This window comes from Tessaracoccus yangjingae, assembly GCF_054483935.1.
Genome location: NZ_CM137014.1, coordinates 3,210,558 through 3,227,234, shown reverse-complemented (window position 1 = coordinate 3,227,234; position 16,677 = coordinate 3,210,558). Strand labels below are relative to the sequence as shown.

The following is a 16,677-nucleotide window of genomic DNA, read 5'->3' as shown; positions in this document are numbered from 1 at the left end:
GGCCACGAGCAGCAGGACCACGCCCGACCAGATCCACAGGCTGGGCCTGCGGACCGGGCGGGCGTGGATCAGCTCCGGCGTGGGCTGCCGCATGTCAGGCCTGCGGGTGGATCTCGGCGGTGTCGAGCGCGGCGTCGGTGACGCCCCAGCTGTCCAGGATGGCCGGCCACGTGCCGTCGTCCATGAGATGCTGCACGGCCTGCTGGATGGCCGCGGCAAGCTCGGTGTCGTCCTGCGCCACGACGATGCCCTGCGGGGCCGCGTCGCGGACCCCGCCCACCACCTCGAGCTGATCGCCGGTCAGCGCCACGGCGTAGGAGGCCACAGTGGAGTCGGCGTAGAACGCCGCGACCTTGCCGCCCACGAGGTTGGTGGTCACGTCGGACTGCTTGGCGTAGGGGAGGATCTCGATCGGCTCCTGCCCGTCGGCCTCGCAGGCCTCGGTGAAGGTGGCGAGCTCCTCCTCCTGCCAGGTGCCCGTCTGGACGCCGATGGTCTTGCCGCACAGCGCCTCGGGGTCGAACCCGTCGGGGTTGCCGGCCTTGACCGCGAAGCTGGAGCCCACGGTGATGTAGGAGATCATCGTGAAGTTGGCCGTGCGCTCGTCGGTGATGGTGAACGACGAGATACCGATGTCGTACTTGGTGCCGATGCCCGGCAGCAGCGACGCGAACTCGCCGTCGACCACCTCGGTCTCGACGCCCAGCACCTTGCCGATGGCCTTGCCGAGGTCGACGTCGTAGCCGATGGCGGTGGTGAGGTCCTCGGCGCGGAACTCGGCCGGAGCGTAGTCGATGGCGGCGCCGATGGTCAGCGTCCCCTTGTCCGCGATGGCCTGGGGGAGCAGGGCGGCGATGTCGTCCACCTTGGCCACGCCGGAGACGTCGAAGCTGCGGTCCGAGCCGGCCGCCTCTCCGGATGCGGACGGGGTGGTGGCCGAGGCGCTGCAGGCGCTGACGGCGAGGGTGGCCAGCAGGCCGGCGGCGAGGATGCGACGCATGAGGGTCCTCTCGAGAATGCGTGTCTTCAAGGAGCACAGGTTAATGCACCCGCCACGGCGGCCCGCGATCGCCCTGCCTCCGGGACCGCCGATTTGGGGTCCGGTTCCGGGGTGGGTATAGTCAGCCGAGCCGAAGACCGCAGGTGGCACCAGCCATAAACGCCGCAAGGCACCCGCGCAGGTGAACGTGATCAGCCTCCCATGTCCCATGGGTCGCCCCGCGCCGCCGGCGTCGGGGCGTTTTTTGCGTCAGCGAGATTCGGTCCTCTCCCGTCCACCCGGGCGGCGCGAGGATGTTAGACCGGAAGGAGACCACATGGCGAAGCCGGACAAGGCTGCCAAGGTCGCAGAGCTCGCTGACCAGTTCAGCAACTCCGCGGCGGCAGTGCTGACCGAGTACCGCGGTCTCACCGTCAAGGATCTGAAGACCCTTCGTCGATCCCTCGGTGAGAACGCCAGCTACGCCGTTGCGAAGAACACCCTTGCGGCGATCGCGGCCAAGGAAGCCGGCATCGAGGGGATCGAAGATACCCTCACCGGACCCACGGCCATCGCGTTCGTCACAGGTGATGTCGCTGCCGCCACCAAGGGGCTGCGTGACTTCGCAAAGGCGCATCCGTCTCTGGCAATCAAGGGTGGTGTGCTCGAGGGCAAGTTCCTCGACGCCCAGGCCGTGCTGAAGCTCGCGGACCTCGAGTCCCGCGAGGTCCTGCTGGCCAAGATGGCCGGCGCTCTGCAGGCCAACCTGGCCAAGGCCGCATACATGCTGGCCGCCCCGCTGTCGCAGGGTGCCCGCGTGTTCGGCGCTCTGCAGACCGCTGCCGAGGCCAACCCCTCCCTGATCGGTGGCGCCGGCTCCGCGCCTGCCGCCGAAGCCACGGACGAGACCCCCGCCGCTGAGGCGGCACCCGAAGCAGCAGACGCTGCGGAGTGATCCGTTGCAGCGCCCGCTGCGATCACAAGTCTTTCTACGAAAGGAACGCCCACCATGGCGAAGCTCACCACTGACGAGCTCCTTGACGCCTTCAAGGAGATGACCCTCATCGAGCTCTCTGAGTTCGTGAAGCTGTTCGAGGACACCTTCGGTGTCACCGCTGCGGCTCCCGTTGCGGTTGCCGCCGCTGCTCCCGCTGCCGCGGGCGGCGACGACGCCGGCGCCGACGAGGAGGTCTCCGACAAGGTCGACGTCATCCTGACCTCCGGCGGCGACAAGAAGATCGCCGTCATCAAGGAGGTGCGCGCGCTGACCTCGCTCGGCCTCAAGGAGGCCAAGGACCTCGTCGAGGGCGCCCCCAAGGCCGTCCTGGAGCAGGTCGACAAGGACACCGCGGCCAAGGCCAAGGAGGCCCTCGAGGCCGCCGGCGGCACCGTCGAGTTCAAGTGATCTGACGCGGCTCACGCCACCGCGAACGGCCCGTCCCCGGAAGGGGGCGGGCCGTTCCGCATGCCCGGCCGATCCGTCCCGGGGCCGCCGCTTGCACCGCCGCCCCCGGGCGCTATCATCGTTGGCGAAGCGGTCAGCGTGGATCGCCGTCGAACCGCAGGGCCCGAGTTGAGGCCTGCGGTGGTTGCCGTCCTGTGCCTATTGGTCTATAGTGGTTGTTTGCCCAGCTATGCGTTGCGCCCGTGACTTGACACGGGTCCTTCGTGGTGCACGAAAACACTTGCTTCAAGCGTTCTTGGAAGGACCGAATCTTGGCCGCCTCGCGCTCTGCGTTGAAGAACACCAATGTCGTATCATCCACCGGCCGAATCTCGTTCGCGAAGATTCATGAGCCACTGGAGGTTCCAAACCTCCTGGATCTGCAGATCGATGCCTACAACTGGCTGATCGGAAACGAGACCTGGCAGGCCAAGGTGGCCGAGCAACTGGCCGCCGGACGCACCGATGTCAACACCCGGTCCGGGCTGGAGGAGATCTTCGCGGAGATCTCGCCCATCGAGGACTTCAACGAGACGATGTCGCTGTCGTTCCGTGACCACCGCTTCGAGAGCCCCAAGTGGACCATCGAGGAGTGCAAGGACCGCGACGTCACGTACGCCGCGCCCCTCTTCGTGACCGCCGAGTTCGTCAACAACGACACCGGTGAGATCAAGAGCCAGACCGTCTTCATCGGTGACTTCCCGCTCATGACGGACCGTGGCACCTTCATCATCAACGGCACCGAGCGCGTCGTCGTCTCGCAGCTCGTGCGCTCTCCCGGCGTCTACTTCGAGCAGACCCCGGACAAGACCTCCGACAAGGACATCTTCTCCTGCAAGGTCATCCCGTCGCGCGGCGCGTGGCTGGAGTTCGAGATCGACAAGCGCGACATGGTCTTCGTCCGCCTGGACCGCAAGCGCAAGCAGAACGTCACCGTCCTGCTGAAGGCCCTCGGCTGGTCCGAGGACCGGATCCTCGAGGAGTTCGGCGAGTACGAGTCCATGCGCCTGACGCTGGAGAAGGACTCGGTCAAGACCCAGGACGAGGCTCTGCTGGACATCTACCGCAAGCTGCGCCCGGGCGAACCGCCGGCGCGCGATGCGGCGCAGGCGCTGTTGGACAACTACTACTTCAACCCCAAGCGCTACGACACGGCCAAGGTCGGCCGGTACAAGATCAACAAGAAGCTCGGCCTCGACCTGCCGTTCGACCAGCAGGTCCTCACGATCGACGACATCGCCTCCGCGATCCGCTACATCGTGGCGCTGCACGAGCACCGCGAGATGCTGGGCGACCTCCCCGTCGAGGCCGACGACATCGACCACTTCGGCAACCGTCGCCTCCGCACGGTCGGCGAGCTGATCCAGAACCAGCTCCGCACCGGCCTCGGCCGCATGGAGCGCGTCGTGCGTGACCGCATGACCACGCAGGACATCGAGGCCATCACGCCGCAGACCCTGATCAACATCCGTCCCGTGACGGCTGCGCTCAAGGAGTTCTTCGGCACCTCGCAGCTGTCGCAGTTCATGGACCAGAACAACCCGCTGGCCGGCCTGACGCACAAGCGTCGCCTGTCGGCGCTGGGCCCCGGCGGTCTGTCGCGTGACCGCGCCGGCATGGAGGTCCGTGACGTCCACCCGTCGCACTACGGCCGCATGTGCCCCATCGAGACCCCTGAAGGCCCCAACATCGGCCTCATCGGCTCGCTGGCCTCGTTCGCCCGCGTCAACGCCTTCGGCTTCATCGAGACCCCGTACCGCAAGGTCGTCGATGGTGTCGTCACCGATCAGGTGGACTACCTCACCGCCGACGAGGAGGACCGCTACTCCATCGCGCAGGCCAACGCCGGCGTGGACCAGGGCGGCCGCCTCACCGAGGAGCGCGTCCTCGTGCGCCTCAAGCACGGTGACGTGGACCAGATCCCCGCCACGGACGTCGAGTACATGGACGTGTCGCCCAGGCAGATGGTCTCCATCGCCACGGCACTCATCCCGTTCCTCGAGCACGACGACGCGTCGCGTGCCCTCATGGGCGCCAACATGCAGCGCCAGGCCGTCCCGCTCGTCCGCAACGAGGCACCCATCGTCGGCACCGGCATGGAGTACCGCGCGGCGGTCGACGTCGGCGACGTCACCCTCGCCCGGAAGCCGGGCGTGGTCACCTCGGTGTCGGCGGACATCCTCGAGATCTCCAACGACGACGGCACCTACCAGTCCTACAAGCTGGACAAGTTCGTGCGCTCCAACGCCGGCACCTGCATCAACCAGCGCCCGCTGGTGAAGCCGGGGGAGCGCGTCGAGGTGGGCACCCCGCTCGCCGACGGTCCCTGCACGGACCAGGGCGAGCTGGCCCTCGGCAAGAACCTCCTCGTGGCGTTCATGCCGTGGGAGGGCCTCAACTACGAGGACGCCATCATCCTCTCGCAGCGCATCGTCCAGGACGACGTGCTGACCTCGATCCACATCGAGGAGCACGAGGTGGACGCCCGCGATACGAAGCTGGGCGCCGAGGAGATCACCCGCGAGATCCCCAACGTCTCAGACGAGATGCTGGCGGACCTGGACGAGCGGGGCATCGTGCGCATCGGCGCCGAGGTCTCCGCCGGTGACATCCTCGTGGGCAAGGTCACGCCCAAGGGCGAGACCGAGCTCACGCCCGAGGAGCGCCTCCTGCGCGCCATCTTCGGCGAGAAGGCCCGCGAGGTCCGCGACACGTCCCTCAAGGTGCCCCACGGCGAGTCGGGCACGGTCATCGCCGTGCGCGTCTTCAACCGCGAGGACGACGACGAGCTTCCCCCCGGCGTCAACCAGCTGGTCCGCGTCCACGTGGCGCAGAAGCGCAAGATCTCCGACGGCGACAAGCTCGCCGGCCGCCATGGCAACAAGGGCGTCATCTCGAAGATCCTGCCCGTGGAGGACATGCCGTTCCTCGAGGACGGCACCCCTGTGGACATCGTGCTCAACCCGCTCGGCGTGCCCTCGCGCATGAACGTCGGCCAGGTGCTCGAGAACCACCTCGGCTGGATCGCCAAGACCGGCTGGGACATCTCGGACGTCCAGGAGGGCTGGGCCGAGCGCCTGCGCGAGGTCGGTCTGGGACGCATGGAGGGCAACGCGAAGGTCGCCACCCCCGTCTTCGACGGCGCCAACGAGGCCGAGATCGCCGGGCTGCTGGCCAACTCGCTCACCACACGCGACGGCGACAGGCTCGTCGACGAGGGCGGCAAGGCGTGGCTGTTCGACGGCCGTTCCGGCGAGCCGTACCCGGAGAAGATCGGCGTGGGCTACATGTACATGCTGAAGCTCCACCACCTCGTCGACGACAAGATCCACGCCCGCTCCACCGGCCCGTACTCGATGATCACGCAGCAGCCGCTGGGTGGTAAGGCGCAGTTCGGTGGCCAGCGCTTCGGCGAGATGGAGGTGTGGGCCCTCGAGGCCTACGGCGCCGCCTGGGCACTCCAGGAGCTCCTCACCATCAAGTCCGACGACGTGCCGGGCCGCGTGAAGGTCTACGAGGCCATCGTCAAGGGCGAGAACATCCCCGAGCCGGGCATCCCCGAGTCCTTCAAGGTCCTCGTCAAGGAGATGAAGTCCCTCTGCCTGAACGTGGAGGTGCTCTCCGACGACGGCCGGGTCATCGACCTGCGTGAGTCCGAGGACGACATCCGGTCGGCGGAGGACTTCGGCATCGATCTCGGTCGCCGCCCCGGCAGCGACAACTTCATGGATGTCGGTGAAGTCTGAGCTGTTGCGCTCAGTCACCCCCCGGGCCTGACCGGCCCGGGCCAACAACTCAGACTTTTCATCGAAACAGCGCCTACGCGAGACGCGTAGGGGAAAGAGAAGCAACGTGCTGGACGTGAACTTCTACGACGAGCTGCGGATCGGTCTCGCGAGCGCCGACCAGATCCGCGAGTGGTCGCACGGCGAGGTCAAGAAGCCGGAGACCATCAACTACCGCACGCTCAAGCCCGAGCGCGACGGCCTCTTCTGCGAGAAGATCTTCGGTCCCACCCGGGACTGGGAGTGCTACTGCGGCAAGTACAAGCGGGTGCGCTTCAAGGGCATCATCTGCGAGCGCTGCGGCGTCGAGGTGACCCGCTCCAACGTGCGCCGCGAGCGCATGGGCCACATCGAGCTGGCCGCGCCCGTGACCCACATCTGGTACTTCAAGGGCGTCCCCAGCCGGCTCGGCTACCTCCTCGACATCGCCCCGAAGGACCTCGAGAAGGTCATCTACTTTGCCGCGCACATGATCACCGCCGTCGACGAGGAGGCCCGCCACCGGGACCTCTCCTCGCTGCAGGCCAAGGTGGAGGTGGAGACCAAGCAGGTCGCCACCCGCCGCGACGCCGACATCGAGGCGCGCATGCGCAAGCTCGAGGAGGACCTCGCCAAGCTCGAGGAGGAGGGCGCGAAGGCCGACATCAAGCGCAAGGTCCGCGAGGCGGCCGAGCGTGAGGCCGGCCAGATCCGCACCCGTGCCCAGCGCAACCTGGACCGCATCGACGAGGTGTGGCAGAGGTTCAAGACCCTCAAGGTCCAGGACCTCGAGGGCGACGAGATGCTCTACCGCGAGATGAAGAAGCGCTTCTCGAAGTACTTCGAGGGCTCCATGGGCGCGGAGGCCATCCAGAAGCGCCTGCAGTCCTTCGACCTCAAGGCCGAGTCGGTCAACCTGCGCGAGATCATCGCCACCGGCAAGGGCCAGCGCAAGACGCGCGCGCTCAAGCGGCTCAAGGTGGTCGCGGCGTTCCTGTCCGGCCAGAACCACCCGTCGGCCATGGTGCTCGACGCCGTCCCGGTCATCCCCCCGGACCTGCGCCCCATGGTGCAGCTCGACGGTGGCCGCTTCGCCACGTCGGACCTCAACGACCTGTACCGCCGCGTGATCAACCGCAACAACCGCCTCAAGCGACTGCTTGACCTCGGCGCCCCCGAGATCATCGTCAACAACGAGAAGCGGATGCTGCAGGAGGCCGTGGACTCCCTGTTCGACAACGGCCGCCGCGGCCGCCCCGTCACCGGCCCGGGCAACCGGCCGCTGAAGTCCATCTCGGACATGCTCAAGGGCAAGCAGGGCCGGTTCCGCCAGAATCTGCTCGGCAAGCGCGTCGACTACTCCGGCCGCTCGGTCATCGTGGTGGGCCCGCAGCTGAAGCTGCACCAGTGCGGCCTGCCGAAGGCCATGGCGCTGGAGCTGTTCAAGCCCTTCGTCATGAAGCGCCTCGACGACCTCAACCACGCGCAGAACATCAAGGCGGCCAAGCGGATGGTGGAGCGCCAGCGCCCCGTCGTCTGGGACGTCCTCGAAGAGGTCATCGCCGAGCACCCCGTGCTGCTGAACCGTGCACCCACCCTGCACCGCCTCGGCATTCAGGCCTTCGAGCCGCAGCTGATCGAGGGCAAGGCCATCCAGATCCACCCGCTCGTGTGCACCGCGTTCAACGCGGACTTCGACGGTGACCAGATGGCCGTGCACCTCCCGCTGTCCGCGGAGGCGCAGGCCGAGGCCCGCATCCTGATGCTGTCGACCAACAACATCCTCAAGCCCGCCGACGGCCGCCCGGTGACCATGCCCACGCAGGACATGATCATCGGCCACTACTTCCTGACGCTGCAGCGCCCGGGAGCCGGCGAGGGTAGGAGCTTCTCGTCGCTCGCCGAGGCCATCATGGCGTTCGACCGGGGGGATCTCTCCATCGGCTCGAACATCCGGATCCGGCTCACCGACGTCGTCATCGACGGCCTCGAGCCGCGGGCCGACGGCTCGTTCCTGGTCGAGACCACGCTCGGGCGCGCCCTGTTCAACGAGGCGCTGCCGGAGGACTTCGGCTTCGTCAACACGGTGGTGGGCAAGAAGGTCCTCGGCCAGATCGTCAACGACCTGGCGGAGCGCTACCCGAAGGTCGTGGTCGCCGCGGCGCTGGACAACCTCAAGGACATGGGCTTCAAGTGGGCCTCGCGCTCCGGCGTGACCGTGTCCATCTCGGACGTCCAGACCCCGCCGCAGAAGGCCCAGATCCTCGAGGGTTACGAGGCGCGCGCGTCGAAGATCGACAAGCTCTACGAGCGCGGCACCGTGACCGAGGACGAGCGTCGCCAGGAGCTCATCGCCATCTGGACCGACGCCACGGCCGAACTGACCGAGGCCATGAAGGCGAACTTCACCAAGGACAACCCCATCTTCATGATGGTGGACTCCGGGGCCCGAGGAAACATGACGCAGATGCGTCAGATCGCCGCCATGCGTGGCCTCGTGGCCAACCCGAAGGGCGACATCATCGCCCGGCCCATCAAGTCCAACTTCCGTGAGGGGCTGTCGGTCCTCGAGTACTTCATCTCGACGCACGGTGGCCGAAAGGGCCAGGCGGACACCGCCCTGCGCACGGCGGACTCGGGCTACCTGACCCGTCGTCTCGTGGACGTGTCGCAGGACGTCATCATCCGCGAGGAGGACTGCGGCACCGAGCGCGGCCTGCTCAAGGTGATCGCCACCTGGACGAAGCCCGGCGCCGACGAGACGGGTAAGCCCGTCCGGGTGGCCACGGAGCCGTTCGCCGAGGGCGCCACCGTCGAGATGTCGAACGAGGTGGAGACGGCCGTCTACGCCCGATCCCTCGCGGTCGACGCGGTCGACGCCTCGGGCGCGGTGCTCGTCCAGGCCGGCACCGACCTCGGCGACGCCGAGATCCGCCTGCTCATCGAGGCGGGCGTGACCGAGGTCAAGGTCCGCTCCGTCCTCACCTGTGAGTCGTCGGTGGGCACCTGCGCCATGTGCTACGGCCGCTCGCTGGCCTCCGGCAAGACGGTGGACGTCGGCGAGGCCATCGGCATCGTCGCGGCCCAGTCCATCGGCGAGCCCGGCACGCAGCTGACGATGCGTACCTTCCACACCGGTGGTGTGGCCGGCGACGACATCACCCAGGGTCTGCCGCGAGTCACGGAACTGTTCGAGGCTCGTCAGCCCAAGGGCAAGGCCCCGATCACCGAGGCCGACGGCGTCGTGCGCATCGAGGACGGGGACCGCAGCCGCAAGATCGTGATCGTGCGTGACGACGGCGGCGAGGACCTCGAGTACCCGGTGGCGCGTCGCGCCCGCCTGGAGTTCGAGGACCACCACGGCCACCGCATCCACATCGAGGACGGCGTCCGGGTCACGATCGGTCAGCAGCTGACCGCCGGCCAGGTGGACCCGCAGGACGTCCTGCGTGTCCGCGGCCTCCGCAAGGTGCAGGAGCACCTCGTGGAGGAGGTCCAGCGGGTGTACCGCACCCAGGGCGCGCCGATCCACGACAAGCACATCGAGATCATCATCCGGCAGATGCTCCGTCGCGTGACGGTCATCGACTCGGGTGACACCACGATGATGCCGGGCGAGCTCGTGGACCGCGCGTCCTACGAGACCGCCAACCGGAAGGCGCTCACCGAGGGCGGCAAGCCCGCGGAGGGTCGCCCCGTCCTCATGGGCATCACGAAGGCCTCCCTGGCCACTGAGTCCTGGCTGTCGGCGGCCTCCTTCCAGGAGACCACCAAGGTCCTCACGGACGCGGCGATCCAGGGCAAGAGCGACACGCTCAAGGGCCTGAAGGAGAACGTCATCCTGGGCAAGCTGATCCCGGCGGGCACCGGTCTCGACCGGTACCGCAACATCCGGGTGGAGCCCACCGAGGAGGCGCGCGCCAGCGCATACACCATGAGCTACGACCCGTACGACTACTCGTTCGGTTCCGATGTGGTCGGCCCCGCCGTCCCGCTCGACGAGATGGACTTCGGCGAGATCCGCTGACACATCCCCGCATGAGGAGGACCCGGGTTCAGCCCGGGTCCTCCTCCTGCATTTTGACCCTGATGGGGCGCTGGAGTAACCTTGGCAGGCGTGCCCGGTTGCTCGGGCCCATTTGTGCGTGCCCTGGCATGATCCTGGCGCTCTTATTCGTTGCGAAGAGACCAGACCTGTGCGGAGTTCGCACGGCAGCTCTATGCGCCGCGAAGCGGGAACGGTGACCCCAACTCGCGTCGACAAGGGTTGCGCCAGGGAAATCTCAACGTCCGCCCAGACAACGAAAGTGATACCAACAGGTGCCAACTATTCAGCAGCTGGTCCGTAAGGGCCGCACCGACAAAGTCTCGAAGAACAAGACGCCCGCGCTCAAGGGTTCGCCCCAGCGCCGCGGCGTGTGCACCCGCGTGTACACCACCACCCCCAAGAAGCCGAACTCCGCGCTGCGCAAGGTCGCTCGTGTGCGCCTGAGCTCCGGCATCGAAGTCACCGCCTACATCCCGGGCGTCGGCCACAACCTGCAGGAGCACTCGATGGTGCTCGTCCGCGGCGGTCGTGTGAAGGACCTGCCCGGCGTTCGTTACAAGATCATCCGCGGCTCGCTCGACACCCAGGGTGTCAAGGGCCGCAAGCAGGCCCGCAGCCGCTACGGCGCGAAGAAGGAGAAGTAATGCCTCGCAAGGGTCCCGCCCCGAAGCGCCCCGTCATCATCGATCCGGTGTACGGCTCCCCGCTCGTCTCGCAGCTGGTCAGCAAGATCCTGCTCGACGGCAAGAAGACCGTCGCCCAGTCGATCGTCTACGACGCCCTCGAGGGCACCCGCACCAAGACCGGCACCGATCCCGTGCAGACGCTCAAGCGCGCGCTGGACAACGTCAAGCCGTCGGTGGAGGTCAAGTCCCGCCGCGTCGGCGGCGCCACCTACCAGGTGCCGATCGAGGTCAAGCCGGCCCGTCAGAACACGCTGGCCATGCGCTGGCTGGTCAGCTTCTCCCGCGCCCGTCGCGAGAAGACGATGACCGAGCGCCTGATGAACGAGATCCTCGACGCCTCCAACGGCCTCGGTGCTTCGGTGAAGCGCCGCGAGGACACGCACAAGATGGCTGAGGCCAACCGCGCCTTCGCGCACTACCGCTGGTGATCGCCTGCCCCCGGGTCGTGAGGCCCGGGGGCATCACCTGTTTCACACCACGTTCTACTTCCGAAGGGCTGCATAGTGTCCGACCTGTCCAAGGTTCGCAACATTGGCATCATGGCGCACATCGACGCCGGCAAGACCACCACCACCGAGCGCATCCTGTTCTACACCGGCAAGACCTACAAGATCGGTGAGGTCCACGAGGGCGCCGCCACGATGGACTGGATGGAGCAGGAGCAGGAGCGCGGCATCACCATCACGTCGGCCGCGACGACCTGCTTCTGGAAGGACCACCAGATCAACATCATCGACACGCCCGGGCACGTCGACTTCACCGTCGAGGTGGAGCGCTCGCTGCGCGTCCTCGACGGCGCCGTCGCGGTGTTCGACGGTGTCGCGGGCGTCGAGCCGCAGTCGATGACGGTGTGGCGTCAGGCCACGAAGTACAACGTGCCGCGCATCTGCTACATCAACAAGCTGGACCGCACGGGCGCCTCGTTCGACCACTGCGTCAAGACCATCCGCGAGCGGCTCAACACCGACCCGGTGCTGCTGCAGCTGCCGATCGGTGCAGAGGGCGGCTTCCTGGGGGTCGTCGACCTGGTCGAGATGCGCGCGCTGACCTGGCGCGGCGAGACCGTGATGGGCGAGGACTACACCATCGAGGAGATCCCCGCTGAGCTGCAGGAGGCCGCCGAGGCCGCCCACGCCACGTTGATCGAGCGCCTCGCGGACGTCGACGACGACATCATGGAGCTCTACATGGAGGGTGAGGAGCCGACGGTCGCGCAGGTCAAGGCCGCCATCCGCAAGGGCGTCATCACCAACACCTTCACGGCCGTGGTCTGTGGCACCTCGTTCAAGAACAAGGGCGTCCAGCCGCTGCTCGACGCGGTCGTCGCCTACCTGCCCTCGCCGATGGACGTTCCCGCCATCAACGGCTTCAAGCCCGGCGACGAGTCGGTGGAGCTCGAGCGGCACCCCACCGACGACGAGCCGCTGGCCGCGCTGGCGTTCAAGATCGCGGCGGACCCGCACCTGGGCAAGCTCATCTTCGTGCGTGTTTACTCGGGCGTCCTGCACTCCGGCTCGCAGGTCCTCAACGCGACCAAGGGCAAGAAGGAGCGCATCGGCAAGATCTACCAGATGCACGCCAACAAGCGCGAGGAGATCCCGCAGATCGGCGCGGGCATGATCTGCGCCGTCATGGGCCTCAAGGACACGGGCACCGGCGAGACGCTCTGCGACACCGGCCACCCGATCGTGCTGGAGTCGATGACCTTCCCCAACCCCGTCATCGAGCAGGCCATCGAGCCGAAGACGAAGTCGGACCAGGAGAAGCTGTCCCACGCCATCCAGCGGCTCGCCGAGGAGGATCCCACCTTCCGCGTCCACACCGACGAGGAGACCGGGCAGACCATCATCGCCGGCATGGGCGAGCTCCACCTCGACGTGCTCATCGACCGCATGCGTCGCGAGTTCAAGGTCGAGGCCAACATCGGCAAGCCGCAGGTGGCCTACCGCGAGACGCTGCGCCGCAAGGTGGAGAAGATCGAGTACACCCACAAGAAGCAGACCGGTGGTTCGGGCCAGTTCGCGCGCGTCATCATCGACCTGGAGCCGACGGAGCCGGGCTCGGGCTACGAGTTCGTCAACGCCGTCACCGGCGGCCGCATCCCCCGCGAGTACATCCCCGCGGTGGACGCGGGCGTGAAGGAGGCGCTGCAGTTCGGCGTCCTCGCCGGCTACCCCGTCGACAACATCAAGGTGACGCTGACCGACGGCGCCTACCATGACGTCGACTCCTCCGAGCTGGCGTTCAAGCTGGCCGGCGCGCAGGCGTTCAAGGAGGCCGCCCGCAAGGCGGATCCGGCCATCCTCGAGCCGGTCATGGCCGTCGAGGTGACCACGCCCGAGGACTACATGGGCACCGTCATCGGTGACCTGAACGCGCGTCGCGGGCACATCCAGTCCATGGACGAGCAGCACGGCAACCGCGTGGTGCGCGCGCTGGTGCCGCTGTCGGAGATGTTCGGCTACGTCGGGGACCTGCGGTCGAAGACCTCGGGCCAGGCCTCGTACTCCATGGAGTTCGACTCCTACGCCGAGACGCCCCGGATGATCTCCGAGGAGATCGTCGCGAAGGCGCGCGGCGGGGAGTGAACCCGCCACACTGACGAAGGCGGCCGGCCGGGGAGAACTCCCCGGCCGGCCGCTTTTCACGTGGATACTCCCGTCCGGTTTGACTGACGTGGAGCCTCCGTTAGGATTGGTCAGGTATGCGTTTGGGCGCTAAGCTCAGATGCTGACCTCTACTGAGGAATGACAAGCGACGCCCCGCAATCCCGCGAGGCGACATCCCCAAGAAGGAGCCCTCGTGGCAAAGGCCAAGTTTGAGCGGACTAAGCCGCACTGCAACATCGGCACCATCGGACACGTCGACCACGGCAAGACCACTCTCACCGCGGCGATCACGAAGGTGCTCCACGACAAGTACCCCCAGTGGAATGCCGTCTCGGCGTTCGACCAGATCGACAAGGCGCCCGAAGAGCGTCAGCGCGGCATCACCATCTCCATCGCGCACGTCGAGTACCAGACCGAGAAGCGCCACTACGCGCACGTCGACTGCCCCGGCCACGCCGACTACGTGAAGAACATGATCACCGGCGCTGCCCAGATGGACGGCGCGATCCTCGTCGTGGCGGCCACCGACGGCCCGATGGCGCAGACCCACGAGCACATCCTCCTGGCCCGCCAGGTGGGCGTGCCGGCCATCGTCGTCGCCCTGAACAAGTGCGACATGATCGACGATGCCGATGCCGACCTGATCGAGCTCGTCGAGATGGAGCTCCGCGAGATCCTGTCGGCTCAGGAGTTCGACGGCGACAACCTGCCGATCGTCCGCGTCGCCGCCTTCCCGGCGCTGAACGGCGACCCGAAGTGGACCGAGTCCATCCTCGAGCTCATGGACGCCGTGGACGAGCACATCCCGCAGCCCGCGCGTGACACCGAGAAGCCCTTCCTCATGCCCGTTGAGGACGTCTTCACGATCACCGGTCGTGGCACCGTCATCACCGGCCGCATCGAGCGTGGCATCGTCAAGACCGGCGAGACCGTCGACATCATCGGCATCCGTGACACCAAGCAGTCCTCGACCGTCACCGGCGTCGAGATGTTCCGCAAGATCCTCGACGAGGGTCGCGCGGGCGAGAACGTCGGCCTGCTGCTCCGCGGCACCAAGAAGGAAGACGTCGAGCGCGGCATGGTTGTCATCAAGCCGGGTTCCACCACCCCGCACACGGACTTCGAGGCCAACGTCTACGTCCTGGCCAAGGAGGAGGGTGGCCGTCACAAGCCGTTCTTCTCGAACTACTCGCCCCAGTTCTACTTCCGTACCACGGACGTGACCGGCGTGGTTCAGCTCCCCGCGGGCACCGAGATGGTCATGCCTGGTGACAACACCGAGATGACCGTCCACCTGAACAAGCCCATCGCCATGGAGGAGAACCTCAAGTTCGCCATCCGTGAGGGCGGCCGCACCGTCGGCGCCGGCAACGTGACCAAGATCCTCAAGTGATCCTGGCCTGAGAGCCTGACGAGGGCCGTGCAGCGTGAAGCTGCACGGCCCTCGTCGCGTCTCCGGGGTTCAGCCGCGCTTCTGGATGGCCGCCCACTCGTCGCGCAGGCCCACGGTGCGGTGGAACAGCATCGGCTGGTCGAGGTCTGCGGCGAAGTAGCCCAGGCGCTCGAACTGCACCACCTCGCCGGGAAGGGCGTCGCGGAGCGCGGCCTCCACGCGGCAGCCGTGCAGGAGCTCGCGCGAGGCGGGGTTGAGGTCGTCGAGGGCCTCCCCGGTGGCCTCGCCCGGTGCCTCGGCCAGGAACAGCCTGTTGTACAGCGCCACCGTCGCCTCCTCCGCGTGGGGCGCCGAGACCCAGTGCATCGTCGACTTCACCTTGCGGCCGTCCGGCGAGTTGCCGCCCTTCGAGGCGGGATCGTAGGTGGCCAGCACCTCGGTCACGGTGCCGTCCTCGTCCTTGACCACGTCCGTGGCAGTGACGAAGTAGGCGCCCCGCAGCCGGACCTCACGGCCGGGGGAGAGGCGGAAGTACTTCGGCGGGGGGACCTCCTGGAAGTCCTCGCGCTCGATCCACAGCTCGCCGCTGAACGCGACGCTCCGCGTGCCGTCCTCGGCGCGCTCCGGGTTGTTCGCGAGCTCGAAGTGCTCCACGACCGGGTTACCCTCGGCGTCGACGGGCCAGTTGGTGATCCGCAGCTTGAGTGGGTGGAGCACCGCCATCCGGCGCTGCGCGGTGAGGTTGAGGTCGCGGCGGACGTAGCTCTCCAAAGCCTCGATCGACTGGCGGGAGTTCGTGCGCGTGGTGCCCACCTCGCGGCAGAACGCGCGGATGGCGGTGGACGGGTAGCCGCGGCGCCTGAGCCCGCGGAGGGTGGGCATGCGGGGGTCGTCCCAGCCGTCGACGACGCCGTCGAGCACCAGCTTGGCGAGGCGGCGCTTCGAGGTGACGGTGTGGGTGAGCTCGAGGCGCGCGAACTCGTACTGTCGCGGCGGTTCCTCGACCCCGAGCCGGTCGAGGAACCAGTCGTAGAGCGGCCGGTGGGACTCGAACTCAAGCGTGCAGATCGAGTGCGTCACGCCCTCGATGGCGTCCGACTGCCCGTGGGCCCAGTCGTAGGTGGGGTAGATCGACCACTCGTCGCCGGTGCGGTGGTGATCGACGCGGCGGATGCGGTACATGATCGGGTCGCGCATCTGCATGTTCTCGTGGCTCATGTCGATCCTGGCGCGCAGCACCCGGGAGCCGTCGGCGAACTCCCCGGCGCGCATCCGGCGGAAGAGCTCAAGGTTGGCCTCGACGGGGCGGTCGCGGAACGGGGAGTCCACGCCGGGCCTGCCGAACCCGCCGCGGCCTGCCGAGATGGCCTCGCTGTCCTGGTCGTCGACGTAGGCGAGGCCGGCGGTGATCAGCTGCTCCGCCCACTCGTAGAGCTGCTCGAAGTAGTCCGATGCGAACCGCACGTCGGCGGGCTCGTATCCCAGCCACTCGATGTCGTCGACGATGCCCTCGACGAAGCTGGTGTCCTCGGTCTCCGGGTTCGTGTCGTCGAGCCGCAGGATGCAGATCCCCCCGAAGTCCGCGGCGACCCCGAAGTCCACGACGATGGCCTTGGCGTGCCCGATGTGCAGGTAGCCGTTGGGCTCCGGTGGGAACCGCGTCTGGACCCGTCCCCCGCGCTTCCCGCCGGCCACGTCCGCGTTGACAGCGTCGTAGATGAAGTTCGACGGCGTGGAGGAGGGCTCAGTCATGC

Annotated in this window: 10 protein-coding genes; 8 read left to right on the top strand and 2 right to left on the bottom strand. The window is 67.4% G+C overall.

Going from position 1 to position 16,677, the window contains the following annotated elements:
* Window positions 1-94: 94 nt before the first annotated feature.
* A complete protein-coding gene (locus ACX1D3_RS14620; protein ID WP_458994541.1) occupies window positions 95-1,030 on the bottom strand; it encodes an ABC transporter substrate-binding protein in 936 nt (311 codons plus the stop codon).
* 286 nt (window positions 1,031-1,316) lie between these two features.
* Here ACX1D3_RS14620 and rplJ point away from each other — a divergent pair, with 286 nt between their 5' ends.
* From rplJ to tuf, 8 genes are all read left to right on the top strand, one after another.
* Window positions 1,317-1,934: a 50S ribosomal protein L10 gene (gene rplJ, locus ACX1D3_RS14615; protein WP_458994540.1), complete on the top strand. Its 618-nt coding sequence runs from the start codon at window positions 1,317-1,319 to the stop codon at window positions 1,932-1,934.
* A 54-nt stretch (window positions 1,935-1,988) separates the two neighbouring features.
* Window positions 1,989-2,384, top strand: coding sequence for a 50S ribosomal protein L7/L12 (rplL, locus tag ACX1D3_RS14610; RefSeq protein WP_458994539.1), 396 nt, complete (start codon window positions 1,989-1,991; stop codon window positions 2,382-2,384).
* Between the two features lie 311 nt (window positions 2,385-2,695).
* On the top strand, window positions 2,696-6,169 hold the full coding sequence (rpoB, locus tag ACX1D3_RS14605; RefSeq protein WP_458994538.1) for a DNA-directed RNA polymerase subunit beta: 3,474 nt from the start codon (window positions 2,696-2,698) through the stop codon (window positions 6,167-6,169).
* A 106-nt stretch (window positions 6,170-6,275) separates the two neighbouring features.
* Window positions 6,276-10,214, top strand: a complete 3,939-nt coding sequence (rpoC, locus tag ACX1D3_RS14600) for a DNA-directed RNA polymerase subunit beta' (protein WP_458994537.1) — start codon at window positions 6,276-6,278, stop codon at window positions 10,212-10,214.
* Between the two features lie 293 nt (window positions 10,215-10,507).
* Complete coding sequence (gene rpsL / locus ACX1D3_RS14595) at window positions 10,508-10,879, top strand: 30S ribosomal protein S12 (protein ID WP_077340453.1); 372 nt, start codon at window positions 10,508-10,510, stop codon at window positions 10,877-10,879.
* A complete protein-coding gene (rpsG, locus tag ACX1D3_RS14590) occupies window positions 10,879-11,349 on the top strand; it encodes a 30S ribosomal protein S7 (protein ID WP_458994536.1) in 471 nt (156 codons plus the stop codon). Before rpsL ends, rpsG begins: the two co-directional genes overlap by 1 nt.
* 111 nt (window positions 11,350-11,460) lie before the next feature.
* Window positions 11,461-13,509: an elongation factor G gene (gene fusA / locus ACX1D3_RS14585; protein ID WP_458994535.1), complete on the top strand. Its 2,049-nt coding sequence runs from the start codon at window positions 11,461-11,463 to the stop codon at window positions 13,507-13,509.
* A gap of 214 nt (window positions 13,510-13,723) precedes the next feature.
* Entirely contained in the window at window positions 13,724-14,923 is a 1,200-nt protein-coding gene (tuf, locus tag ACX1D3_RS14580; RefSeq protein WP_458994534.1) for an elongation factor Tu, read from the top strand.
* A 69-nt stretch (window positions 14,924-14,992) separates the two neighbouring features.
* Here the strand turns inward: tuf and ACX1D3_RS14575 are convergent, their stop codons facing one another.
* Window positions 14,993-16,675, bottom strand: a complete 1,683-nt coding sequence (locus ACX1D3_RS14575; protein ID WP_458994533.1) for a glutamine--tRNA ligase/YqeY domain fusion protein — start codon at window positions 16,673-16,675, stop codon at window positions 14,993-14,995.
* Window positions 16,676-16,677: the final 2 nt, after the last annotated feature.